General features: G+C 69.3%; 22 protein-coding genes and 1 tRNA gene. 13 read left to right on the top strand and 10 right to left on the bottom strand.

All coding sequences use genetic code 11. The features are described 5' to 3' along the window. Position 1: 1 nt before the first annotated feature. Entirely contained in the window at positions 2-664 is a 663-nt protein-coding gene (locus tag Msi02_RS12175) for a hypothetical protein (RefSeq protein ID WP_204048442.1), read from the bottom strand. Positions 665-850: 186 nt separating this feature from the next. Here Msi02_RS12175 and Msi02_RS12170 point away from each other — a divergent pair, with 186 nt between their 5' ends. Together Msi02_RS12170 and Msi02_RS12165 are read left to right on the top strand one after the other, a co-directional pair. Further along, positions 851-2,941, top strand: a complete 2,091-nt coding sequence (locus tag Msi02_RS12170) for a sensor histidine kinase (protein ID WP_204048441.1) — start codon at positions 851-853, stop codon at positions 2,939-2,941. Next, positions 2,931-3,587 (top strand): response regulator, encoded by a 657-nt coding sequence (locus Msi02_RS12165; RefSeq protein ID WP_079314462.1) that lies wholly within the window; start codon positions 2,931-2,933, stop codon positions 3,585-3,587. The genes Msi02_RS12170 and Msi02_RS12165 overlap by 11 nt, the downstream gene beginning before the upstream one ends. A gap of 76 nt (positions 3,588-3,663) precedes the next feature. On the opposite strand, the gene Msi02_RS12160 is transcribed toward Msi02_RS12165, so the two are convergent. Continuing rightward, positions 3,664-3,966 (bottom strand): DUF1905 domain-containing protein, encoded by a 303-nt coding sequence (locus Msi02_RS12160; protein WP_239108337.1) that lies wholly within the window; start codon positions 3,964-3,966, stop codon positions 3,664-3,666. A 133-nt stretch (positions 3,967-4,099) separates the two neighbouring features. On the opposite strand from Msi02_RS12160, the gene Msi02_RS43145 reads away from it, so the two are divergent. After that, positions 4,100-4,282: a cellulose binding domain-containing protein gene (locus Msi02_RS43145; protein WP_239108336.1), complete on the top strand. Its 183-nt coding sequence runs from the start codon at positions 4,100-4,102 to the stop codon at positions 4,280-4,282. A gap of 274 nt (positions 4,283-4,556) precedes the next feature. On the opposite strand, the gene Msi02_RS12150 is transcribed toward Msi02_RS43145, so the two are convergent. The 3 genes from Msi02_RS12150 to Msi02_RS12140 form a co-directional block, all read right to left on the bottom strand. Continuing rightward, complete coding sequence (locus Msi02_RS12150; RefSeq protein WP_204048439.1) at positions 4,557-4,895, bottom strand: Imm51 family immunity protein; 339 nt, start codon at positions 4,893-4,895, stop codon at positions 4,557-4,559. Between the two features lie 134 nt (positions 4,896-5,029). Beyond that, positions 5,030-5,482 (bottom strand): hypothetical protein, encoded by a 453-nt coding sequence (locus Msi02_RS12145; protein ID WP_079314464.1) that lies wholly within the window; start codon positions 5,480-5,482, stop codon positions 5,030-5,032. Beyond that, the gene (locus Msi02_RS12140) at positions 5,479-5,637 is read right to left on the bottom strand and encodes a hypothetical protein (protein WP_204048438.1); all 159 of its coding nucleotides are present in this window, start codon (positions 5,635-5,637) and stop codon (positions 5,479-5,481) included. The genes Msi02_RS12145 and Msi02_RS12140 overlap by 4 nt, the downstream gene beginning before the upstream one ends. A 45-nt stretch (positions 5,638-5,682) precedes the next feature. On the opposite strand from Msi02_RS12140, the gene Msi02_RS12135 reads away from it, so the two are divergent. Continuing rightward, positions 5,683-6,654 (top strand): helix-turn-helix transcriptional regulator, encoded by a 972-nt coding sequence (locus Msi02_RS12135; RefSeq protein ID WP_204048437.1) that lies wholly within the window; start codon positions 5,683-5,685, stop codon positions 6,652-6,654. 62 nt (positions 6,655-6,716) lie between these two features. Here the strand turns inward: Msi02_RS12135 and Msi02_RS12130 are convergent, their stop codons facing one another. Beyond that, positions 6,717-7,457 (bottom strand): VOC family protein, encoded by a 741-nt coding sequence (locus Msi02_RS12130; protein ID WP_204048436.1) that lies wholly within the window; start codon positions 7,455-7,457, stop codon positions 6,717-6,719. Positions 7,458-7,654: 197 nt separating this feature from the next. Between Msi02_RS12130 and Msi02_RS12125 the strand changes: the two genes are divergently transcribed. The 3 genes from Msi02_RS12125 to Msi02_RS12115 all read left to right on the top strand — a co-directional run bounded on the left by Msi02_RS12125 (position 7,655) and on the right by Msi02_RS12115 (position 14,556). Next, entirely contained in the window at positions 7,655-8,068 is a 414-nt protein-coding gene (locus Msi02_RS12125) for an RNA-binding S4 domain-containing protein (protein ID WP_239108335.1), read from the top strand. Between the two features lie 332 nt (positions 8,069-8,400). Further along, positions 8,401-11,415 (top strand): glycosyl hydrolase family 95 catalytic domain-containing protein, encoded by a 3,015-nt coding sequence (locus tag Msi02_RS12120; protein WP_204048434.1) that lies wholly within the window; start codon positions 8,401-8,403, stop codon positions 11,413-11,415. A 447-nt stretch (positions 11,416-11,862) separates the two neighbouring features. Further along, positions 11,863-14,556, top strand: coding sequence for an RICIN domain-containing protein (locus tag Msi02_RS12115; protein WP_204048433.1), 2,694 nt, complete (start codon positions 11,863-11,865; stop codon positions 14,554-14,556). 327 nt (positions 14,557-14,883) lie between these two features. Here the strand turns inward: Msi02_RS12115 and Msi02_RS12110 are convergent. Then, positions 14,884-14,958 (bottom strand) — tRNA-Arg (locus Msi02_RS12110). 128 nt (positions 14,959-15,086) lie between these two features. Between Msi02_RS12110 and Msi02_RS12105 the strand changes: the two genes are divergently transcribed. Both Msi02_RS12105 and Msi02_RS12100 read left to right on the top strand, forming a co-directional pair. Continuing rightward, a complete protein-coding gene (locus tag Msi02_RS12105) occupies positions 15,087-15,476 on the top strand; it encodes a response regulator transcription factor (protein WP_239108334.1) in 390 nt (129 codons plus the stop codon). Between the two features lie 74 nt (positions 15,477-15,550). Further along, positions 15,551-16,171 carry a LysE family translocator gene (locus Msi02_RS12100; RefSeq protein ID WP_204048432.1) on the top strand — a complete coding sequence of 207 codons (621 nt, stop codon included), beginning with the start codon at positions 15,551-15,553 and terminating at the stop codon, positions 16,169-16,171. On the opposite strand, the gene Msi02_RS12095 is transcribed toward Msi02_RS12100, so the two are convergent. Further along, the gene (locus Msi02_RS12095) at positions 16,172-16,879 is read right to left on the bottom strand and encodes an alpha/beta fold hydrolase (protein ID WP_239108333.1); all 708 of its coding nucleotides are present in this window, start codon (positions 16,877-16,879) and stop codon (positions 16,172-16,174) included. It lies immediately after the preceding gene. An 81-nt stretch (positions 16,880-16,960) separates the two neighbouring features. Here Msi02_RS12095 and Msi02_RS12090 point away from each other — a divergent pair, with 81 nt between their 5' ends. Together Msi02_RS12090 and Msi02_RS12085 are read left to right on the top strand one after the other, a co-directional pair. Further along, entirely contained in the window at positions 16,961-17,554 is a 594-nt protein-coding gene (locus Msi02_RS12090; RefSeq protein ID WP_204048431.1) for a TetR/AcrR family transcriptional regulator, read from the top strand. Positions 17,555-17,832: 278 nt separating this feature from the next. Next, positions 17,833-18,411: a hypothetical protein gene (locus tag Msi02_RS12085; protein WP_204048430.1), complete on the top strand. Its 579-nt coding sequence runs from the start codon at positions 17,833-17,835 to the stop codon at positions 18,409-18,411. A gap of 69 nt (positions 18,412-18,480) precedes the next feature. On the opposite strand, the gene Msi02_RS12080 is transcribed toward Msi02_RS12085, so the two are convergent. Then, positions 18,481-19,869: a glycoside hydrolase family 16 protein gene (locus Msi02_RS12080; RefSeq protein ID WP_239108332.1), complete on the bottom strand. Its 1,389-nt coding sequence runs from the start codon at positions 19,867-19,869 to the stop codon at positions 18,481-18,483. Positions 19,870-20,160: 291 nt separating this feature from the next. Next, positions 20,161-20,667 (bottom strand): anthrone oxygenase family protein, encoded by a 507-nt coding sequence (locus Msi02_RS12075; RefSeq protein ID WP_204048429.1) that lies wholly within the window; start codon positions 20,665-20,667, stop codon positions 20,161-20,163. Between the two features lie 141 nt (positions 20,668-20,808). On the opposite strand from Msi02_RS12075, the gene Msi02_RS12070 reads away from it, so the two are divergent. Together Msi02_RS12070 and Msi02_RS12065 are read left to right on the top strand one after the other, a co-directional pair. Continuing rightward, positions 20,809-21,756, top strand: coding sequence for an AraC family transcriptional regulator (locus Msi02_RS12070; RefSeq protein ID WP_204048428.1), 948 nt, complete (start codon positions 20,809-20,811; stop codon positions 21,754-21,756). Between the two features lie 219 nt (positions 21,757-21,975). Beyond that, positions 21,976-23,277 (top strand): ABC transporter substrate-binding protein, encoded by a 1,302-nt coding sequence (locus Msi02_RS12065; RefSeq protein WP_204048427.1) that lies wholly within the window; start codon positions 21,976-21,978, stop codon positions 23,275-23,277. Positions 23,278-23,310 lie beyond the last annotated feature (33 nt).

Genomic DNA, 23,310 nt, shown 5'->3' with positions numbered 1-23,310 from the left:
GTCAGCGACCGTTCTCCTCGTCGGCGACGGTGAGCTCGGGTCGCCGGGTGAGCAGCAGCCCGAGCAGCGCGTATCCGATGACGAGGTGGCAGCCGCCGACCCAGTTCGCCAGGGGGTCGCCGAACACGAGGTAGGTGGGAACGGTCGCCACCGCCCAGGTCTCGGCTACGAGCGGCCACCAGCGCAGCATCCCCCGCCACCTCGCGGCGAGGGCGAGCTTGACGCCGATCGCGAACATGCCGAACATCGACAGCGGCCAGAAGATGTCCATGAGCCCCAGCCAGACCTGGTCCCTGAGGCCGTCGGGCAGGACCCCGTGGAGCAGCGACCAGACGCCGGCCACCGCGAGCAGCACCGCCTCGACCCGAAGCGCGATCACGGCGCCGCGCGACGTGCCGATGGCCCGTGTCCTCATCTGCACCCGGAGCAGGCAGAACACGCCGAGCTGGAAGGCCAGCCCGGTGAGGTCGTGGATGCGCCCGCCCATCCCCTGGGCGTCCGTGCCGTACACGAAGATGCTGGCGGCCCAGGCCAGCGCGCCGATCGTGAGCCCGGCCCCCGCGCGGCGAATGGAGCCGAGGCCGGCGGCGCCGCCGGTGGAGGCGGCGGACGGGGTGACGTCCGTGCGCGCCTTGGCGGCTTCCCTGGTGATGTGAGTGTCCATGATTCTTCCCTCCGTGATCCGCGGCGCCGGTGCGGCGTGCGGATCCACCATCCGTGCCCGCCGCCCCGGCCCCACAGAGTCACCGGTCCCGGATCCCGTCCCCCGCTCCCCGCGGCCGACCCGGGACGAAATCCCGGGACTCCTGTCCCGGGACAGCGGGATGGTGAGCAGGCGACAATGCCTGTCGTGGTGGACGTGGAAGCGGCCGGACGTACGGCGACGGGCCGGGCGGCCGTGCGGACGGCGCTGGCGGCGGCGCCGGCCGTCATCGCGCTCGCGCTCGCGGCGGGCACGGCGATCGTGGACCTCCGCAACCGCGGAGTGGCGGCCTCGCCGGGGGCCGGGCTCGACGTCGCCAACTGGCCGTCGGCCATGGCCGGCCTGGCGCAGGCCCTGCCCGGTGCTCTGCTGCTGCGCCGGCTGCCGCGGCATCCCGTCACCTGGGTGCTGACCGTCTCCGGGTTGGAATGGGCGCTGAACGGCTTCCTCGGCGCCTGGTCGACATATGCGATCTACACGTCACCGGGCGCACCGGGCGCCTCGGCCGCCTACTGGTTGTTCGAGCGCTTCGGGTCGGCGCTGCTGATGGGCCTGCCACTGCTGATCCTGCTGTTCCCCGACGGGCGTCTGCCGGCGGCCCGCGTCTGGCGGTGGTTGTCCGTCGTCAGCCTCGCACTGACCGCGTTGCTCCCGGCGTGCCTGGTGGTGGTGCCGATGGAGGTGATGGCGCGGTACACCGCGACCCCGCTTCCCGCGGAGATCTCCCGGCTCGCGCTCGATCCCCTCAGCATCGCTCTGCCGTACGACGTATGGGCGCCTGTGCTGGCCGTCGCGTACGTCGCCGAGCCGGTGAGCCTGGTGGTGCCGTTCGCCGTCATGCTGCACCGCTACCGTGTGGCCGACGCCGACAGACGCGCCCAGATCCGCTGGCTGACCTGGGCCGCGCTCGTGGACATGTTCGTGCTGCTGCTCCAGTTCGTGGCGCCCGTCAGGGTCACGGCCGTGCTCTTCTGCCTCGCGATCGCGCTCACCTCCGCCGCCGTGCTGGTCGCGGTCACCAGATACCGGCTGTACGACATCGACCGGCTGCTGCCCGCGACCGTCCTGTACGGCCTGCTGGCGCTGTCGGTGGTCGTCATCGACGTCGCCGTGTTCACCGTCGCGGGCAGCACGCTTGGGGAACGCGACTCCGCCCTGGCCGCGATCGCGATCGTCGCGGTCGTCTACGCGCCGCTTCGCAGCTGGCTGTGGCGGGCGATACGCCGGCTGCTCCGCGGCGGACGCGACGATCCGTACGGAATGGTCTCGACGCTCGCCGAGCGACTCGAACTGGCCACCGACCCGGACGACCAACTGGTCGCGCTGGCCCGGACGGTGGCCGACGCCTTCCGGCTCTCCTACGTCAGGGTGGAGATCGAGCGTGCCGGCGGCGCCCGGTCTGTAGTCGAGCACGGCTCTCCGCACGGACCGTCGCTGTCGCTGCCGGTGGCCTACCGCGGAGAGGTGGTGGGTCGCCTGATCCTGTGCCGTACCGACCTGACCGAACGCGACCAGCGGCTCCTTGGTGATCTCGTACGGCAGGCCGCGGCTGCGGCCCGTGCGAGCGAGCTCAGCGCCGACCTGCAACGCATCCGGGTCCAGCTCGTCGGCACGCGGGAAGAGGAGCGCAGGCGGCTGCGGCGCGACCTGCACGACGGGCTGGGGCCGAGCCTCGGCGCCGTGGCGCTGCGGATCGAGACCGCGCGGAATCTGGCCCAGAGCGCTCCCGCGCAGTCCGACCGCATGCTCGAACAGGCGGCCGCCGAGGTCGCCGCCGTGCTGGCCGACGTCCGTCGGCTGGTGCACGACCTGCGCCCGCCGGCCCTCGACGAGCTCGGCCTGCGTCGCGCCGTCGAGCAGCAGGCGGAGCGCGTCAGGTCGAGCCGGCTTCAGGTCGCCGTGTCCGCCGAGGGAGACCTCGGCTCGCTGCCCGCCGCGGTCGAGGTGGCGACGTACCGTATCGTGTCGGAGGCGCTGACGAACGTGGTTCGGCATTCGGGGGCGGCGCACTGCGACATCACACTTGCGGCGCAGGAACGAATGCTGGAGGTGACGGTGCGAGACGACGGCTCGGGCATCGGGGTCGACGTGACGGCCGGGGTGGGGATGCTCTCGCTGCGGGAGCGCGCGGCCGAGCTCGGCGGCGACTGCGAGGTCGTCTGCCCGCCTGGCGGCGGGACGCTGGTCCGCGCACGGCTGCCCCTCGAGGAGACGACGGAGGTGGCGGGTGTCCGATGAGCTGATCCGGGTGCTGCTCGCCGACGACCATCCGGTCTATCGCGAAGGGCTGGCCATGCTGCTGGCCTCGATCCCCGGCATCGAGGTGGTCGGCACGGCCGCGACCGGTGTGGAAGCGGTCGAGCGCGCCGCGGAGCTGCAGCCGGACATCGTGGTCATGGACGTCACGATGCCGGAGCTGGACGGCATCGAGGCGACCAGGCGCGTCGTCGCGGACAGCCCGCACATCGGGGTCGTCGTGCTGACGATGTCCGAGGAGGACAGCACCCTGTTCGCCGCGATGCGGGCCGGAGCTCGTGGCTACCTGCTGAAGGGCGCGAACCAGGCCGAGATCACCCGGGCGATCGTGGCCGTGGCCCACGGTGAAGCGATCTTCGGCCCGGCGGTGGCGCTCCGCGTGGCCGAGTTCTTCGCCGGTCCGTCCGCGGCATCTGACCTCGGCGCGTTCCCACAGCTCACTCCGCGCGAACGGGACATCCTCTCGCTGGTCGCCGCGGGACGGTCGAACGCCCAGATCGCGAGCACGCTGTTTCTGTCGCAGAAGACCGTCCGCAACAACGTCTCGAACATCTTCGCCAAGCTGCACGTCGCCGACCGCGCCGAGGCGATCGTCCGCGCCCGTGAGGCGGGCCTGGGCCGCACCTGAATCCTCCGGCGGCCGATTCGCGGTTCCACAGGTCCACGGGGAGCAGCGCTCCGTCGCGGGGCCGGCGCCCCGGTGGTCAGAAGTCGATGAGCTCGACGGTTACGGTCGCGACGTCACCTATGTGGAGAGCCTCGGCCGTGCGGACGGCACGCTTGACGGGCAGCACGTAAACGCCACGCGCGCTGTCCGGGAAGATCGAGGTCTTCCACGTGCTCCCTCCGAGCATGACCCGCACCCGCAGCGAACCGAAGCCGCGACGTAGTCCGCCCGCCAGGTCGCGGATCTCCTCGGACGCCTCGGCGGGCAGGCTGACGAAGGTCCACGTGTCGGCGCGCCGGGCATCCCACTGCCACAGCTCGGCTTCAAAGTCGACCACCACGAGCACATCATGGCATCGGGGTCCGACAATCCCCGGCGGTCCTGCTGACGCCGAGGACGCGGCCGGCCACGGACACCTCGGCGACCCGATCTCCTCGTGGACCCTGACGTGGTCGTACCCGGCCGGTCAGCAGGTGACGCAGGCGTGGAACGCCACCGTCACCCAGAGCGGCGCGCAGGTCACGGCCAGGAACGTCGGCTACAACGGGTCCCTGGTCACCAACGCGAGCGCCTCGTTCGGCTTCAACGGCTCGTTCAGCGGCACCGCCGGCCGGTCCGACTTCGTCTCCAACAGCTTCTCCATCAACTACAGCTGACCCCGGCCGGCCACGCCGCGAGAACGGGCGGGACCCCAGACCGGAGGCCCGCCCGTTCCCGTTGACGGCCTGTCCCACCTGCCGCCGGCCTACGACGACCGGCTCGCCGCCGCGGCGCGGCGGTTGACCGTCCTCGGACTGCACCGCATCGCGCGGGCTCTCACGGCCCTCGCGGCGGCCCGGACCCACGACTCCGGCTACGCGGCCGAGCAGGCCTGGATCGACGCGTATCTGTGGACCTGAACTGACCGGGACGCAACACCAGGCGGCCGAGTCAGTCGTCGAACTCGAACCCGTCCGCCTCGGCGGTCGCGACGAGCCGCCGCACGCGGTCGGCGTCCGTCGCGATGGCCGCCATCCGGGTGCCCAGTTCCTCCAGCGCGCCGCGGTCCTTTCCATGCGCGCAGAACATGTCGGCTTCCGGATCGTAGGAGAACCGGCCTTCCAGGGCGGGGGCCTCGGTGCTGACGAGCACCTGCGCGACGCCTTCCCAGAAGTACCCGTTCGGCTCGTGACCGAGTTCCTCGATCACGTCGTCCACCTGCGTGGTGCCCGCGTCCAGCAACAGCGAGTACTTCCCGGGGGTCGACTCGATCAGCCTCAATGGTCGCATCGGCGCATGCTGCCACCTCCGGCGCCGATCCGCAAAGCACGCCGTCCCCCGCGCTCCTCTGCCGCCGCGCGCTTTGGAGCCGTGCCGGCGGGTCGGGGCATCCTGCCCGGGCTTCGACGCCTCTCCTTGCGGCATCACCCGACGCGGGTGGAGTCCATGGTCCAGTTGGTCTCCCAGGTCTGGCCGCCGTCGTAGGAGAAGGCCTGCTCCCAGTGGCACGAGTCGGGCGTGATCCCCGACCAGATGAACCGGACGCGGATCGGGCGGCCGTCGTCGGTGTCGTCGGCGTAGAAGGTGCCGACCCCGTCGACGAAGCGGCCGACGACCGGGACCGGATCCAGGCCGCGCCTGCTGTTGACCCAGTAGATGGACCACTCGTCCCGCTCGGCGTCGTACGTCCGGATCGTCGCGCCGTCGAAGTCCTTGGTGGGCAGCGTGAGCGTGTCGAAGCTGCCCGCGCCGTCGAAGAAGCCGTACGCGACGCAGCGGCCGGGGAACTCCTCCCACTCGTCGCTGCCGACACCCCGCTTCAGCAGCCTCCGGTTGGCCACGTCCCACCTGCCGACGAGGAAGTCGAAGTCGTTCACCGTCCCGCCCCTTCCGGCCGGCTGCCGGCCAGGTAGTCGCCACGGTCCGGGGATTCGCCCCTCGGCTCGGATGCCCGCCCGGGCCGGTCCTCGTGATACCGGTCGTCGACCGCGATCGGGTCGAGCGGCCGCGTGATCTTCCGCATGAACGTCATGCCGGGACCGTACGGCCCCTTCACTGACACGTATCGTCAGTGGATGTGCGCGCGTCCCGGCTGCTGTCCATCCTTCTGCTGCTCCAGTCGCGAGGTCGCCTGACGGCCCGCCAGCTCGCCGAAGAGCTTGAGGTGAGTGTCCGCACGATCTACCGCGACGTCGAGTCGCTGCACGCCGCCGGGATCCCGTTGTACGGCGAGGCCGGGCACGAGGGCGGATACCGGCTGATGGACGGCTTCCGCACCCGGCTCACCGGCCTGACCCCACGGGAGGCGGAGGCGCTGTTCCTGGCCCCGCTGCCGGGGCCGGCCGCCGAACTCGGGCTCGGCTCCCACGCGGCGGCGGCCGAGCTCAAGATCGAGGCCGCGCTGCCCGCCGCCCTGCGGGACGGTGCCAGGCGGATGCGGAACCACTTCCTCCTCGACGCCCCCGGCTGGTACTACGACGGCGACCACGTGCCGCACCTGCCCGACGTCGCCGAGGCCGTGTGGAGCGGCCGCGTCATCGAGGTGCTCTACCGGCGGTGGGCCGCCCCCGCCGAGGTCGAACGCAGGCTGGAGCCGTACGGGCTGGTGCTGAAGGGCGGGAAGTGGTACCTCGTGGCCCGCTGCGACGGCACCCTGCGGACCTACCGGGTCAACCAGATCCTGCGGCTGCGGGTCACCGACGACACCTTCGAGCGCCCCGAGGGCTTCGACCTGGCCGGGCACTGGCGCGAGCACCTGGCAGGCTTCCGGTCGCGGCTGTTCCAGGGCCACGCGGTGATCCGGCTCTCGCCGGACGGGCGGGAGCGATTGCGGGAGACGATGAGCTCGGCCGTGGTGACCGCCGTGGACGACACGGCCGAAGGGCCGGACGCGGAGGGCTGGATCAGGGCCACCGTGCCGATCGAGTCGCTGACGCACGCCCATTCCGAGTTCCTCAAACTCGGGGCCGAAGTGGAGATCCTGGAGCCCGCCGAGCTGCGGCGCAAGCTGGCCGACACCGCCGCAGCCCTGGCCGCCCTCTACCGGTGACGCGCGCCCGAGCGGGGTCTCGCAGCGCGAAGGCGCGGTGAGGAGGCGACCTAGACTCCGCGTCAGGCTGGAGCGAGTACGCAGAACTCGTTGCCCTCCGGGTCTGCGAGGACGATCCACGGGACGTCGCCCTGCCCGACGTCGGCGAACGTCGCGCCGAGAGTCTGCAACCGCGCCACCTCCGCCGCTTGATCGTCGCCGCGGTACGGCAGCAGGTCGAGGTGGACGCGGTTCCACACGGTCTTCACGCCGGGCGTTGTGCGGAGGAACTCGAGATACGGCCCGACACCCTTGGCGGAGCGCAGCCGCGCGTGATCGTCGGTCACCTCGTGCACGGTCCAGTCCATCGCCTCGCCCCAGAACCGAGCCATGGCCCGCGGGTCCGCGCATTCCACCACCACCGCGGCGATCGGCCCGGTGTCCCGGTAGATCTCCCGAGGCTCCAGCACGCAGAACACGTTGCCCTCCGGGTCGGCCAGAACCGTCCACGGGACGTCGCCCTGGCCCACATCGGCGGGCGTCGCACCGAGCTCCTTCAGGCGCGCGACCAACTCCGCCTGATGGGCCGCAGAGGTGGTGGCGAGATCGAGGTGCACGCGGTACTTCACCGTTTCCGGGTCCGGAACGGTGACCACACAGACGCAGACGGCGACGGGGTCGGGCCAGACGAAGCCCGCGGGCCCGATGCCTGTCACATTGGGGCCCTCGCTGAAAACACCCCAGCCGAGCGCCTCCGCCCAGAACCGGCCGAGCGCCGAGCTGTCCCGACCTTTGATATTCAGCAGACCAAGCCGCAGCGCCATGCCGTCCACCCTATGTTCAGCAGATCAACCGGAGGGTCAGTCCTTGATTCGTCCGGTACTCCCTCGACCACGGGTATCACGTCCTGCTCGAAGGCATCCTCACCGCCGGCCGCTACGGGACGATGCTGCAGTCCCTGAAGCCCTTGGCCAGGCGGGCTTGCCCGCTGGCGGGGCGCCGCTCTCAGTACAGTGTCGGGGTGTCGGGTGAGCAGGTGAGTGCGCGGGTGGACATCTGGATCTGGTCGGTACGGCTGACCAGGACTCGTTCGATCGCGTCCGACGCCTGCCGGGGCGGTCACGTCCGGGTCAACGGTGTGCGGGTCAAGCCCGCGCACGTCGTCCGGGTCGGTGACGAGATCCGTCTGCGGCACGAGGGGCGTGAACGCATCGTGGTCGTCTCCCGCATCATCACCAAGCGCGTCGGCGCCGCCGTGGCCGCCGAGTGTTACGTCGACAAGAGCCCTCCGCCTCCTCCGCGCGAGGAGGTCGTGACGGTGGCCGTTCGGGCTCGTGGCGCGGGACGGCCCACCAAACGCGAGCGCCGCAGCATCGACAAACTGCTCGGGCGCCCGGTGGTGGAGGAGCGGGACCGCCGGCCACGCACGGAGTGAACAGGCCACGCCGCATCCGACTGTGCGGAGTGCGCGGCAAGACTCCACAATCGTGCATGAATTCTGCGCCGCACGTCTACCAAGATGGGATGTCTCCCTGCGGGCGCGTCGCACCCGTGGATGAATGAAGGAAGTAACCGACGGTAGGCGCACACCTCGCGATCGCCGTTCCGGCGCCCGACAACCTTCCTGTAAATGAAAGTTTCACCGAGCTCCTGAAAGCGTGGTCGGTCGTCCTGGAAACCGGGACTAGGTTACGCGAAGCTCGAAATTGTTCCTTGACCCAATACATCAGACGTCATACGTTGCGCGAAACCGCACCTATTCATGGGATGTCCCCCGACAAACCCAATTGTGTTCTTGCCTTCGGAGGCGGCCGTATCGCGGAGGTGGACCAGCCGCGGCGGCACAGCCGGCACTCGGCCGCGAGCATCACGCCCAACTCGCCACCAGGAGCTTCAATGAACATGCCGCTGAACCGTCGACGCTTCATCGCCACCACGGCGGCGACCGTCGGCGCTGCCGCGCTTCCTTCGGCGATCTTCGCTGACCGAGCGGCCGCCGCCGTGCCGCCGCAACTGCCGCAACGCGGCATCTACGACACGGCCTCCGCCGTGAGTTGGACCGATGCCTTCCTGACCGGCAACGGCGAGTACGGGGCCATGCTCTACGGCGCGCCCACCCTGGAGAAGGTCGTCTTCACGCATCATCGGTTCGTGATGCCCAACGGCACCCGTAACCTGACTCCGCCGGTGCTGTCGGGCCGGTTGCCGGGCGTCAGGGACAAGGCGCTTGCCGGTGACTTCAACGGTGCCACCGGCGACTTCACCTCCGGCTGGTCGCTGCGCTGGACCCAGACCTTCCATCCGGGCTATGAGCTGCAGATCAGCACCCCGGGGATGACGACCGTCAACGACTACGCCCGGATCACCGATTTCAGGACCGGGGAGGTCACCTCGACGTGGACCGACAGTTATGGTGCGTGGACGCGCCGGGCTTTCGCCTCCCGAGCGGACCGGGTCATCGTCCACGAACTCACTCCCGCGCCGGGGCGGACGATCGACACCACACTGAGCGTCAACACGGCCCTGAGCGGCGTGCCGGGGTCCGTCGGCTTCGCCACCCTGGCCACGGTCGGCAACGGTGACGGCTACCTGAACCTGCGGGGCACATACCCCGCCGGGCAGGGGGCGTTCGGCTATGAGGGCGTCACCCGGGTGGTCGCGACCGGCGGTTCGGTACGGGCGAGCGGGTCGGCCATCGTCGTGGCCGCGGCGACCAAACTCGTGCTGCTGACCAAACTCGACCGCTACGAGTCGTCCACCGCGTGGGACGCGAAACCGCTGCACATGGCGCTGGCCGCGCTGAGCGCCGACTACGCGACGCTGCTCACACGGCATACCGCCCTGCACACCCCGCTGTACGACCGGTCACGCCTCGACCTGAACGTCAGCGCCGCCGATCGGCAACTGTCGACCAGTGAGCTGATCGCGCGGCAGAATTCCAACCGCAATGTCATCGACCTCGCGTTGCTGGAGCGGATGTACGACTCCGGCCGTTACCTATTCCTCAGTTCCAGCGGCGTCCTGCCACCGCGGCTGACCGGCCTGTGGACGGGCGCCTGGGATGCGGCGTGGGCCGGCGACTTCACCACCGACGCCAACGTCAACTTCCAGGTCGCCGGCGGCAACATCCTGTCCCTCACCGAAGCCATGGACGGCTACTTCAATCTGATCCTCGGCCAGATCAACGATTGGCGCACCAACGCCAGAAATCTTTACGGCACTCGCGGCCTGCTCGCTCCCTCCCGCACCGACGGCGAGTACGGCAAGATGTTGCACTTCGACAGCGGGTTCCCCGGCCACACCTGGATCGGCGGCGCCGACTGGCTGCTCTATCCGCTGCTCGAGTACTACCAGGTCACCGGTGACGCCACCTTCTACCGCACCAAGCTCGCTCCGGTCCTGATCGAGCTCGCGTTGTTCTACGAGGACTTCCTCACTCGCACCGACGCCAACGGCAAGGTCATCTTCGTGCCGTGCTTCTCCATGGAGAACAGCCCCGGCAACACGGGCAGGCAACTGTCGATCAATGCGACCGGCGAGATCGCCGCAGGCAAGCATGCGCTGCAGGCCGCCATCGACGCCGCCGACTTCCTCGGCACCGAGCAGGGCCCAGGCCAAGGCGTGCAACGCTGGACCGCTTTGCTGGCCAAGATGCCCGATTATCGGATCAACGGCGACGGGGCGCTCGCGGAATGGTCGTGGCCCAGCCTGACCGACCGGTACAACCACCGTCACGTACAGCACATGTACCCGGTCTGGCCGCTGCACGAGATCAACCCCGAGGACAAGCCCGACCTGATTCGCTACGCGAGCCGCGCCCTGGATCTGCGAGGGGACGAGGGAGGGGAGGCCCACGGCGCCATCCACCGCAGCCTCGCCCGAGCCCGGCTCAAGGACGGCGCCGGCGTGTACGGCAACCTGCGGAAGATCCTGGGCAACAACATGGTCTTCCGATCGTTGATGACCTCGCACAACCCGAACCTGTCGATCTACAACGCCGACGCCGCCAACTCGCTGCCCGCGATTGTCGCCGAGGCATTGATCTACACCAGGCCCGGCATCCTGGAGTTGCTGCCCGCGCTGCCCGATCAGTTCGCCAAGGGCACGATCACCGGCGTGCGCGGCCGCAACCGCATCCGGATCGAATCGCTCACCTGGGACATCAGCGCCCGGACCGTCGCCGCCACCGTCATCTCCGACATCACCCAGACCGTGACGCTCATCAGCCGGCGCGGGGTCGCTTCCGTTACCACCAGCGCAGGCGTCGCCGCCTCTCCGTTGGGCAGCCATGCCCGGCAGGTGTCACTGACCGCAGGTACGACGACTCAGATCACCGTCGAGCTGGGCGCCGGCGGCCCGTCCACCGGCGTCGTCCGCCTGGTCAACCGCAACAGCGGCAAGGTGCTGGACGTCTACGGAGGCTCCACCGCCGACGGTGCCGCCGTCGTCCAATGGCCCTGGAACGGCGGGACCAACCAGCAGTGGCGGATGTCGCAGAACTCCGACGGCTCGTTCCGGCTGACCAGCGTCGGCAGCGGTAAGGTCCTCAGCAGCCCGAACGCCAACCAGGGCGCCGCCCTCGTCCAGATGACCGACACCAACGGCACGAACCAGCGGTGGAAACTCGTCCCCGCGGCCACGAGCGGTTACTACCGGCTGGTCAACATCGGCAATGGATTGTGCGCGGACGTCGAAGCCGGCTCCACAGCCGACGGCGCCCGAGTCATCCAATGGGCCGGCAACAGCGGTGCCAACCAGGAATGGCAGATCGTCGCCGTGTGACGATGAAAGTTTCACCAGCAATGTGATTCACCACTGCTGAGATGAAGTGGTTTCCTCCTTGAACCTGCCCGGAACGCGGCTGATCCATCGGCCCTGACCTGGCAGATCGGAGGGCGAGCTGCCAGGTCGCGGTACCCATGACCGGCGGCGTCTCACCATCTCGCGAAAGATCACCTGGCGTCGCGGCGCTGGAGGTGGACGAACATGCGCCTTCCCGCGCTCCATCGAGCGTTGCAGGGCCCCTTGTGATGCGACATTACCCCCTAGACATCAGTCGGCATACGTCATACGTTTCGCTCGGCCCGCAAAGGTGCACGCCCTCCGATCGATGTCCGCAACTGCAAGACAAGGCGCCACGCCCGCGCGATGGCACACCCCGATGAGTTCTGCCACGACGGGGTGATTTCGCGGCGAAAATCTGCTCGGAACCAGCGAAAGGAACAGAGCGTGAAGTCAGCCCTGTCCACCACTGGGAAGGCGTTAGCAGCGCTTGCGGTGTTCGTCGCCGCCGTGTTGCTGCCGGCCTTCACAGGTAATACCGCGGCCTCGGCAGCGACCCAGGCAACCTATTACGTCGCCCCCGACGGCAACGACGCCAACCCTGGAACGATCACATCGCCGTTCAGAACCCTGCAGCGCGCGAGGGACGTCGTCCGCACGGTGAACGCCGACATGACAGGCGACATCTACGTGTACCTCCGCGGGGGCAACTATCCGGTCGGCAGCACAATCGACTTCACGCCGGCCGACTCCGGCACGAATGGATTCCGGGTCGTATACGCCGCGTACCAGAACGAGACGCCGATCCTCAGCGGAGGCGTTCAGGTAACCGGATGGACGCAGCACAGCGGTAACATCTGGAAAGCACCGCTGAATCGCAGCAACAAGCTCCGTGCGCTCTATGTAAACGACAAGCGAGCGTACATGGCTTCGAAAACAATAAACTCGCAGGGGTGTTACGGAACCTACACCATCACGGCGGGACAGGCTCCCTGGGCGTGGGAATCGGGTTCGCAGTGCGCGGGAGCGAAGTACAGTCTGAGCGATTTTCCCGCCATCGCCGCCAATCAGGACGACATCGAAATAGAGACGGCGACGACCTGGACCACGGCCATCGTGGGAGTCCGGCAGGTCACCTCTGACGGCACGAACCGTATAGCTCAGTTCCAGCAGCCGGGAGCGGCTATCGCCCAGGGCGCCTTCAACGGGAACGCCCAGGTCGGCGGCACCCACAAGGTCATGAACGCCTACGAGTTCCTGGACACGCCGGGCGAGTTCTACTTCGACAAGACGAGCCGGACGTTGTACTACTACAAGGCAACCTCCGAGGACATGACGACCGCGACGGTTTTCGCGCCGAACAACGTGTCCACCCTTCTCAGGGTCGCCGGCACCTCCACCAGCGCTCGCGTCCGGAACATCACATTCGCCGGCCTCACGGTCCAGCACTCCGACTGGAACCTGTTCAACGTGGCCGGCTCGGTGCTCAAACAAGCCCAGCAGGGCAATCTCGGCGCGCTCGCATATGCCAAGCAGAACTTCCACGTCTATTACTACCGCAATGTCGACATGGCGCCCGGCGCCATTCAGATCGACAACGCCGACGGGCTCGTCCTGCAGAACAACCGGATACAGCACACCGGCGTCGACGGAATCACCATGGCCAACGACGTGGTGAACACGCAGTTGATCGGAAACTACACCAACGACATCGCCGGGTCCGCCATCGTCGTCGGCCATCCCCAGCATGTCTACATCGGGGACTACACCTCCACCAATCACGAGAAGTATCCCGTGGGTGTCGAAGGAGCGCCCAAGAACATCGACATCAAGAACAACTACATCTACGACAGTGCCGTGTTGTTCAACGGGCACAGCCCCATCTCGGCGTACTTCGCCGACACCTTGACCATCCAACACAATCGCATCGAGAAAGCGCCGTGGTCCGGCATAACGCTCGGCTGGGGGTGGTGGAACTTCGACGGGTCGTCAGGCTCGATCCAGCCCAACCGGCCGACCACCACGGCGAAGAACAACAACATCAGCTACAACCACATCATCGACACGGTGCAGCGCCTGGGCGACACGGCTCCCATCTACACGCTGGGCAGCCAGCCGGGAACCACGATCAGCAACAACTATCTGCAGGGCGTCCCGGCCGGTCACAAGTACGGACTCCACCCGGACGAAGGCTCAGCGTACATAACCTTCCGCGACAACGTCCTGAGCGTGGACAAGAATGTCACGTGGCTTATCAACTCCGACGACTTCGGACGTAAGCATGATCTGAGCATCACGCAGACATACGGCCCTATCAACAAAGTCTCCAACAAGAACCTGCCGAACAGCACGGTCCAGGACATCCTCGTATCCTCCGACTACGTCTGGCCGTCGCAGGCATACAGCATCGCCGTGAACTCCGGACTCGAGGACGCGTACAGGAACATCATCCCCCAGAGCAATCTTTCTCTTCCGGATTACGTCCTGCCCGCCAGCACGTTCATCGGCGCCGGTGTGACATCGATTCCCATCCGCAGCACCGGCGATGCGAGCAAGACGGTCTGGCTGGCCCCCTCGGGTACGACCTCCTTCGCCGTCGGCAACACGATGACCCGGGCAAGCGGAACCGCGACCTCCATTGCCGTTCCGACGTCGACCGGTGAGTATCGGCTCTACGTCGTGGACGCCCAGGGGAATCGATCGGCCGAGTCGAAATCGCTCGTCAGGCAAGGAAACGGCGGGAGCGGCCAGCAGAACGTCACGATCGTGGGCGGCCAGTCGGGTCGATGCGTGGACGTCAGCGGCGGCACGGCGACCAACGGCGCTCAGGCGCAGCTGTGGGACTGCAACGGACAGACCAACCAGCGGTGGACGTACACCTCGGGCAAGCAGCTGCAGGTGTTCGGCAACAAGTGCCTGGACGCCTACGGCCAGGGCACCTCGAACGGCACCCAGGTGGTGATCTGGGACTGCAACGGACAGACCAACCAGCAGTGGAACCTCAACTCCAACGGCACCGTCACCGGTGTGCAGTCCGGGTTGTGCCTGGACGCCAACGGCGCCGGCACCGCCAACGGTACGAAGATCATTCTGTGGGCGTGCAACGGCGGCACGAACCAGCAGTGGAGCCTACGCAGCTGATGTGAGGTCCTACCGGGCCGCGGACGGTCATACGCGCACCGCCCGCGGCCCACCCTGCCGACGGTCGGGATTCCATCAGAAGGCGCTGCCGGACAGACGGATGCCTCACCTGCCACCAACGAGCACCATGCCGACCTGACAAAGTCCACCTAGGCGCCGGCGGAGACGGCCACGCGGGCCTTGCGCTCTCTTCGGCGCGAACTCTGCCCGCGTGCTCCCCGCAGACCCTGTCGCGACGCGTCCGACGCCGTCGCAGAACGACAAGATCGCCACAGTCGTACGACACGAAAAAGACCAGCTCACACGACGTGTGGACTGGCCTTGATCTGGTGCCCCCTGCAGGATTCGAACCTGCGCACCCGGCTCCGGAGGCCGGTGCTCTATCCCCTGAGCTAAGGGGGCTCAACCGCTGATAAGGCTACCAGCACTTGAAGGGCGCTCGTGACATCATTACGGCCGCCGGCGGGCGCGGGCATGTGGATCAGCGAAAACCGCGCGCCCACCCCGTCTCATTGGCTAGCTTTGCCGCCGTGGGCGAGCTTCTGGGACGCGTGCTGGTCGTGGATGACGACGAGGTCATCCGGCAGCTCATAGCGGTCAACCTGACCCTGGAGGGGTTCGAGGTCGAGACCGCGTACGACGGGCAGGACTGCTTGGACCGCGTCCATGACGTGGATCCCGATGTGATCACGCTCGACGTGATGATGCCGCGCCTGGACGGCTGGGAGACGGCCACCCGGTTGCGGAAGGACCCGAGCACCCGGCACATCAAGGTCATGCTCATCACCGCCCGGGCCCAGGAGGACGACCGCAGGCGGGGTTACGACATCGGTGTCGACGCCTATCTCACCAAGCCGTTCGACCCGGCCGAGCTGATCCAGATCGTGCGGGACCTCGCCGAGGGCCCCGGGACGCTCTGAGCCGCATTGGTCCACGGACACCGGCGCCGATTGGCCCGGGTGTCCGGGCCGGGACGCCTCTAGCCTCGGCAAGCGTGATCGACGCCTCGACGTTCCTGGTGTACGCGGCCGCCTCGGCGGCGGTGGTGGCCGTGCCCGGCCCCAACCATCTCTACATCGCCGCCCGGGGTGTGACCCAGGGCCGCCGTGCCGGGGTCGCCTCGGCTCTCGGTGTGGAGACGGGCACGCTGCTCCACATCGCCGCAGCGGCGGCCGGCCTCTCCTATCTGCTCGCGCGGTCCGCGGCGCTGTTCGCGGCAGTGAAGTGGGCCGGCGTCGCCTACCTTGCCTATCTCGGCGTCCGCGCCCTGACCCGCCGGGGTTCGGACGACGACGAGCCGAGGCCGCAGCCATTACGCCGGGTCTTCCTCGAAGGCGTCGTGGTCAACGTGCTGAACCCCAAGACCGTGCTGTTCTTCCTGGCGTTCCTGCCGCAGTTCGTGGATCCCTTCGGCGACGTGCCGGGGCAGGTCCTCCTTCTAGGGCTGGTCCTCGCCGTGATCGGGCTGGCCTCGGACCTCGTGTACGCGCTCACCGCCGGGTCGCTCGGCCGCCGCCTGCGCGCGAGCACGCTCAGGTACGCCTCGGGGCTGGTCTACCTGGCGCTCGCCCTCGTCGCCGCGCTCAGCGGGGCCGGGCGTACGGCGCGGGGCTGATCAGGCCGCGCAGGCGGACAGGTCCCGGGCCGCGGCGTCGATGAAACGGGCCAGCCACGCGGGATCGGCGAGCACGGTCAGATGGCCACGGCCCGGCAGGTGCGTGAGGCTGCCGTCGGCGCAGGCCCGCAGGAACGCCTGTTCGTCGGCCCGGAAGGGATCGCGGGCGCCGTTGAGCAGCCAGACCCGTCCGGGGTAGGCCGCCAGCGAGGCGAGCGGGTCCTCCGCCGTGACCGCCTCGACGACGGACGCCACGACCTCGCTGCTCAGCCCGCCTTCGATCATGGCGTCCCCGGCGGCCCCGGGCAGCGTCCGGCGCAACGCGAAGCGGCTCACCCGGTCGGCCAGCGCGGGATTGCGGGCGGCCAGGCGCCCGGCGAGCCGGTAGGCGTGCGCCCTGGGCCGGTCGGGCCGCGTCGTGCAGCCCATCGCGACCAGGCCCGCGACGAGGTCCGGATGCCGCGCCGCGGCGGCGATGCCCACGTAACCACCGAGGGACAGCCCCACGACGAGCGCCCGTCCGCCCAGGTCCGCGATCGCCTCCGCGACGACGTCGCACGCCGCCTCCGTGCCGTACGGCAGGCCCCGGCGGCGGCCGTGGCCGGGCAGGTCGGGCGCGGCGGACGGGGCCCGCAGCAGCGCACGGACCGGGGACCACATCGTGCCGCTCACGCGGGTGCCGTGGACGAAGACCACCGGCATGCTCATGATCCACCTCCTCGAAAGCAACGCAACGTTGCGTTGTGTACGCCATTAAAACACAACGGTGCGTTGCAGTAGGCTCCCGCCATGGCCCCACGCAAGAAGGACGACATCCTGAACGCCGCGCTGCGCCTGCTGGCGGAGAAGGGCTACGAGGGCCTGACCATCGAGGGCGTGGCCGAACGGTCGGGGGTCAACAAGACGACGATCTACCGGTGGTGGCCGTCGAAGGCCGCCCTGCTCGGCACGGCGCTGGTCGAGGCGCGGGCGCTCGACTTCGACGTGCCCGACACCGGGAGCCTGCGGGGCGACCTGCACGCGCTGCTGGACGGCCTGGCCCGGCTGCTCACCACTCCCCCGGCGGCGGACATCGCCGTCGCGGCGCTCGGGGCCGCCGCCAACAGCCCTGAACTCGCGGAGGCGGCCAGGGGCTTCTTCGCCGACCGGTTCGCCCGGGAGCGGCCGATCTTCGAACGGGCCCGGGAGCGCGGCGAGATCGCGGAATCCGCCGACCCGATGACGATCATGGACCTGCTCGCCGGCGCGGTCTGGCTGCGGGTGGTATTCCGGCAATTGCCTCTGGACGATGGCTTTACCGAACGGGCGGTGAACGCAGTACTCGATGGGGTAGGGCGGCCAGGGGATCCGAAGGCGGGCCGACCGGCGCGGGCCGGCGGCTGACCGGACGGATCGACCCGGACAGATCGACCGGGCGGCCCGGCCAGGAGTGCCACTGGCGGGCCCTCCGCGACGACGGGTTCGCGGTGCCGCGCGCTCCATGCGCGGCCGTGTACGCCCGGCGCGTCGTTCCCGCGGACGTTCCATGACCTGCCACGGTCACGTCCGCTCACGTCGTTCGCGCACATCCCAGCCGCGCCGGCCACGTCAGGCCGCACAGTGTCATGCCGTGTCATGCCGTGTCATGTCGTGCCCCAGCGCCGAGTGGAGGGAGCACACCGATGACCATGTCCAGCAAGCCGCCGAAGCCTCACGGCAAACGGCCCCGGCTGCTCCTCGGAGTCGCCGCGGCGCTCACCCTCGCCACCGGCGCCGGCCTCGCGGTGGCGGGCGCACCGGGCCAGGACCAGCCGCGGTACGCCCAGGCGGGACAGCTCCGGCCCGGTCCTGAGCGGTTCGGCATGTCCGAGCTCGCCCTGCTCCAGCTCGGACAGCCCCAGCAGCCGCGTACGGCCCGCGACTACCAGACCTTCACGAGCCAGACGGGCTCGGTGGACTCGGTGCGGAGCGGCGCCCTCACGGTGGACGGCCGCACCTACACGGTCGACGAGTCGACCAGGATCGTCGCGGACTACAAGGGCCTGCAGGGGATCCAGCAGGGCGACCAGGTGTGGATCGTGGGCACGACCGGCGGCAGCCCGAGGGCGATCATCGTCGCGGACGCCAGCCGCCCCGCCCTGCCGGGGCACGGCGGAGGCGGCGCACCCCCGGCACAGACCCCGCAGACTCCGCAGACTCCGTCCGCGCCCGTCACGCCCGGCGGGTCGCCGTCACCGGAGACCGTCTCGCCCACCGGGTGACGTACGTCCGGCGTTCGGCCGCGGGACATGGGCGGGGACCACGAGCGGCCCCCGCCCATGGCGCGGCGGTCAGGACGTGGCGAACGTGAACCAGTTGAGGTTGACGAAGTCGGCCGGCTGCCCGCTGCTGAAGGTGATGTAGACGGTGTGGGTGCCGGTCGTCGGCGTGATGTTGGCCGGGATGGTCGTCCAGCTCTGCCAGCCGCCGGTGTTGCCGACGGCGAAGTCGCCGATCGGGGTCGCCGTCGGGCTGTCGAGCCTGACCTGTACGAGGCCGCTCACGCCGGCCGCCGCGCCGGAGGCGACCCTGGCCTTGAACTGCCGCGCCGCCGTCGAGCCGAAGTTGACGCCGTCGTAGCGCAGCCAGTCGCCGTTGGAGATGTAGCCGACGTTCTGGCCGCCACCGCTGTCCTGGGTCGTCTCCACCTGCGTGCCGCTCTGGGCCTGGTAGTTCTCCGCCTGGATGGTGGAGCGGGCGTCCACGCCTCCCGGCGGGGGCGAGCTCGGCGGCGGGCTGCTGGTCGCGCCGCTCTGCCACACGGCGACGTAGTCGACCACCATCGGCCGTCCGGACACGGTCGCGGAGGTGGGCGTGGAGAACCCGGCCACACCGTTGGGGAAGCCGCCGCCGATGGCGACGTTGAGCAGGATGAAGTATCCGGCGTGGGAGGTCATGTTCGACCACGTCGTGGCGTCGAGCTGGCTCTGGCTGATGCTGTGGAACTGCTGGCCGTCCACGTACCACCGGAGCTGGTTGGGGTTGACGCTGCGGTCCCACTCGAACCGGTAGGTGTGGAAGGCCGACTGGCAGGTCGAGCCGGGGCAGGCCCGGCTGTTGCCCAGGCCGTTGGTCTCGTTACACGGCCCGTTGGGGTTCACGCCGCAGTGCAGGGTGGCCCAGACCGTGTTGAGCCCGTTCACGTTCTCCATGAAGTCGAACTCGCCGATCGAGGGCCAGTTCTGGTAGTTGCCCCGGTAGGGCGCGCCGAGCGCCCAGAAGGCCGGCCAGTAGCCGAGGGCGGCGTCGCCCGTGACGTTCGGCATCTGGATGCGGCCCTCGATGCGCAGGATCCGTCCGTCGGCCGGCTTGAAGTCGGCGCGGCGGGTCTCGATCCGCGCGGAGGTCCAGTTCTGGCCGCTGCCGATCGGGGTGATCCGCAGGTTGCCACTGCCGTCCAGGCTCAGGTTGGAGGTGCTGGACGTGTAGTTCTGGATCTCGCCGGTGCCCCAGTTGCCCGGGCCTCCGGGGTACGAGTGGCCGGTGTCGATGATCCAGTTGGTGGACGACGGGAGCGTACCGGCCGTGCCGTCGAAGTCGTCCGACCAGACGAGCGACCAGCCGGACGGCGTCCCGGGCACCGACGCGTCGGCAGGCCGTACGGCGAGGGCCATGACCGCGGCGGCCACGGCGAGCAGCGCCAGCACCGAGCGCCGCCATGGGGAGTGGAGCACACGCATGAGTACCTCTCTCCTCGGTCCGGTCGTCGCGGCGGGGGGATTGGGGAGTGCGGGTGGCCTCACGGAGCGAAGACGGTGGACGTCTGGAAGGGCCGGACGGCGGCGTCCGGAGGGGGTCGTGAGGGCCCGCGCACCGCGACCGCGGACCGCTTGAGCGACACTGTCCCCTCTGAATCTCACTCCCGTCAAGAGGATCTGTGCAATCCAAGAGAGCGTTCTCTCGAAGACCTCAATGGTGGAAACATCACCGCGAGAGCGCTCTCCAGTCGTCGCGGTCCGGACCTGGACGGGTCAGGAGCCCCGGCCCCAGCGGTGGACGCCGTAGCCCATCAGCAGCAGGCTCACTCCCCCGGCCACGGCGCGCCAGGTGTTCCAGGTGGTCCATCGGCCCGAGTAGTCCGACCAGATCCGGGCGGCGGCCTCGATCGGGTCGCCGTGGGCCGCCGCGGCGGCCAGGGCGTCGTTCATCGGCACGTTCACCGCGGCCGTGATCAGGATCACGCCCACGGCGTACACCGCGGCCGCCGCGAAGAACGGCCAGGCCGCGCCGGAGCGAGGGGTGGCCAGCAGCAGGGCGCCCGCCCCGGCGGCGGCGACCGGGGCGAGGACGAACGCCGCCAGGAACACCGGGTTCTGGATCTTGGCGTTGACGGCGTTCATCGCGTCGATCGCCGAGGGGGCCGACGCCGCGTTGAGGCCCGGCATGACCCCGACCGAGAACCCGAAGAAGGTGCCCGCCATCCCGGCGGTCATGAGCATGGACACGGCTGCCGCGACGGCGGCCAGGAGGTACGTCATGACGCCCTCGCCGCGGCGCGGGCGCCGATGGTGACCAGGATCTGCGCTGTCGTCATCATGGCGACCAGTCAACCGGCGGAGGGCTCCGGGCGACATCGCCGAGACGCTCGACCGCATATCCGGCCGTCTACGATTCCGGGCATGGACGCGCTGGCCGACCTCCTCGACGGGCCCAGGGCGCGGGGGGCCTTCCTGCTGCGGGCGACGCTGAGCCCGCCCTGGTCGGTGCGGATCCAGGACGAGGCGCCGCTGTGCCTGGTCGCGATGGTGCGCGACGAGGCGTGGATCACCCCGGACGAGGACCGGGCCGTACGGGTGGGGCCCGGGGACGTGGCGGTCGTACGCGGCCCCGCTCACTACACGGTCGCCGACGACCCGGCGACCGCCCCGCAGGTCGTGATCCACCCCGGGCAGGTCTGCACCACGCCGGACGGCCGCGGCCTGTCGGCGGAGATGGACCTGGGCACACGCAACTGGGGCAACGACCCGGACGGCTCGGCCGTGATGCTCATCGGCACCTACCAGATGCGCGGCGCGGTCACCCAGCGGCTGCTGGCGGCGCTGCCCACGCTGCTGGTGCTGCGCGGCGACTCCTGGGACGGCTCCCTCGTCACGCTGCTCGGCCGGGAGATCGTCAAGGACGAACCGGGCCAGGAGGTGGTGCTCGACCGCCTGCTGGACCTGCTGCTGATCGCCGTGCTGCGGACGTGGTTCTCCCGCCCGGACGCGCAGGCTCCGGGCTGGTATCGGGCGCACGGCGACCCGGTGGTGGGGCCGGCGCTGCGGATGCTGCACGCCGACCCGGCCCACCCGTGGACGGTCGCCGAGCTGGCGGGCCGGGCGGGGGTCTCCCGCGCCGCACTGGCACAGCGGTTCGCGAAACTGGTCGGCGAGCCGCCGATGGCCTACCTGACCGGGCTCCGGCTGGCGCAGGCGGCCGACCTGCTGCGCGAGACGGACGCGACGCTGGAGACCGTGGCCCGGCGAGTCGGCTACGGCACCGCGTTCGCGCTGAGTTCGGCCTTCAAGCGGGAGCGCGGCGTGAGCCCGCAGCGGTATCGGGAGGGCCTGAACCCCTCGGCCGGCTGAAGCACGGTCACGACGACCGCCCGGCTACGCGAACGTGCGGGACGGCACTCCCACGCTGCGCCGATAGCCGTGGGAGCGCTCTCACCAGCGGTGACGGCATTCCGAGATAACGGGAATCGTTACTGATCAGCCACTTGACGGCCTCACTACCGACTCCCACTCTTGTGCGAGAGCGCTCTCTTCAAGATCGATTTCATATGCGGAACCCAAGGAGGGTTCATGGGCACTCCCCACGCGGGCCGCCGGATCGTCCGGTTCGTCGCCCCCATGCTCGCCGCCTCCCTGCTCACCCTCACGGCGTGCGGCGGGGGCGGATCCGACACCAAGACCGGCGGCGGCCAGTCCACGGAGAAGATCAAGCTCAGCGTCGGGCTCTTCGGCGACTTCGGCTTCAAGCCGCTCTACGAGGAGTTCAAGAAGACGCACCCCAACGTCGAGATCGAGGAGCGCCAGGCGGCGTACGCCGACCACCACACCAACCTCGCCGCGCACCTCGCCACCGGGGCAGGCGCCGCGGACGTCGAGGCGATCGAGGTGGGCTACATCAGCCAGTTCACCTCGCAGCCCGACAAGTTCTACGACCTGAAGCAGTACGGCCTCGACAAGCGCCAGGGCGAGTACCTCGACTGGAAGTGGCAGCAGGGCCTCGCTCCGAGCGGCGCCCTCATCGGTCTCGGCACCGACGTCGGCGGCCTGGCCATGTGCTACCGCACCGACCTGTTCGAGAAGGCCGGCCTGCCGAGCAAGCGCGACGAGGTGTCGGCCCTGTGGCCCACCTGGGAGCAGTACATCGAGACCGGCAGGAAGTTCGCCGCCAAGGCGCCCAAGGACGCCAAGTTCTTCGACAGCCCCGGCGAGATCTTCCGGGCCATCATCGCCCAGGCCCCGGTGGGCGTGTACGACGCGCAGGACAACATCGTCGTCGCCACCAACCCCGACGTGAAGAAGGCGTGGGACCTGTCGGTCCAGATGATCGACGCCGGCCTGTCCGCCAAGATCGGCGCGTTCACGCCCGAGTGGAACACCGGCTTCGCCAAGGGCTCGTTCGCGACCGTGATCTGCCCCGCGTGGATGACCGCCTACATCCAGGACCAGGCCAAGAACGCGGCCGGCAAGTGGGACATCGCCACCGTCCCCGGCGGCGCGGGCAACTCCGGCGGCTCGCACCTCACGGTGCCCAAGCAGAGCAAGCACCCGAAGGAGGCCGCCGAGCTGATCGACTTCCTGACCTCGGCGCAGAACCAGGCCGCGGTGTTCAAGGCGATCGGCAACTTCCCGTCGATCCCCTCGCTGTACGACCAGCCGGACATCCAGAACTTCACGAAGGACTTCTTCAACGACGCCCCCGTCGGCAAGATCTACTCCGACGCCGCGAAGAACCTCAAGCCGCAGCACCTCGGCCCCCGCGAGGGCGACGTGCGCACGGCCATCGGCAACGGCATCGGCCGGGTCGAGCAGGGCAAGCAGTCGCCCGACGAGGCGTGGGCCCAGGTCCTCAAGGACGTGGAAGGCATCAAGTAGTCCGTCGCAGGCAGGGCCCCCGGACGATCCGCG

The organism is Microbispora siamensis, from assembly GCF_016863095.1.
Taxonomy (GTDB): Bacteria; Actinomycetota; Actinomycetes; order Streptosporangiales; family Streptosporangiaceae; genus Microbispora; species Microbispora siamensis.
Note: the sequence above shows the minus strand (reverse complement) of the source record. Positions and strands in the feature narration are given on the sequence as shown.

What these genes read in the sequence shown, in the direction of transcription:
- Msi02_RS12175 (WP_204048442.1), bottom strand. Translation starts at nt 664, where the DNA reads ATGGACACTCACATCACCAGGGAAGCCGCCAAGGCGCGCACGGACGTC.
- Msi02_RS12150 (WP_204048439.1), bottom strand. Translation starts at nt 4,895, where the DNA reads ATGCGACCATTGAGGCTGATCGAGTCGACCCCCGGGAAGTACTCGCTG.
- Msi02_RS12140 (WP_204048438.1), bottom strand. Translation starts at nt 5,637, where the DNA reads ATGACGTTCATGCGGAAGATCACGCGGCCGCTCGACCCGATCGCGGTC.
- Msi02_RS12130 (WP_204048436.1), bottom strand. Translation starts at nt 7,457, where the DNA reads ATGGCGCTGCGGCTTGGTCTGCTGAATATCAAAGGTCGGGACAGCTCG.
- Msi02_RS12120 (WP_204048434.1), top strand. Translation starts at nt 8,401, where the DNA reads ATGTCCCCCGACAAACCCAATTGTGTTCTTGCCTTCGGAGGCGGCCGT.
- Msi02_RS12095 (WP_239108333.1), bottom strand. Translation starts at nt 16,879, where the DNA reads ATGAGCATGCCGGTGGTCTTCGTCCACGGCACCCGCGTGAGCGGCACG.
- Msi02_RS12090 (WP_204048431.1), top strand. Translation starts at nt 16,961, where the DNA reads ATGGCCCCACGCAAGAAGGACGACATCCTGAACGCCGCGCTGCGCCTG.
- Msi02_RS12085 (WP_204048430.1), top strand. Translation starts at nt 17,833, where the DNA reads ATGACCATGTCCAGCAAGCCGCCGAAGCCTCACGGCAAACGGCCCCGG.
- Msi02_RS12080 (WP_239108332.1), bottom strand. Translation starts at nt 19,869, where the DNA reads ATGCGTGTGCTCCACTCCCCATGGCGGCGCTCGGTGCTGGCGCTGCTC.
- Msi02_RS12075 (WP_204048429.1), bottom strand. Translation starts at nt 20,667, where the DNA reads ATGACGTACCTCCTGGCCGCCGTCGCGGCAGCCGTGTCCATGCTCATG.
- Msi02_RS12070 (WP_204048428.1), top strand. Translation starts at nt 20,809, where the DNA reads ATGGACGCGCTGGCCGACCTCCTCGACGGGCCCAGGGCGCGGGGGGCC.
- Msi02_RS12065 (WP_204048427.1), top strand. Translation starts at nt 21,976, where the DNA reads ATGGGCACTCCCCACGCGGGCCGCCGGATCGTCCGGTTCGTCGCCCCC.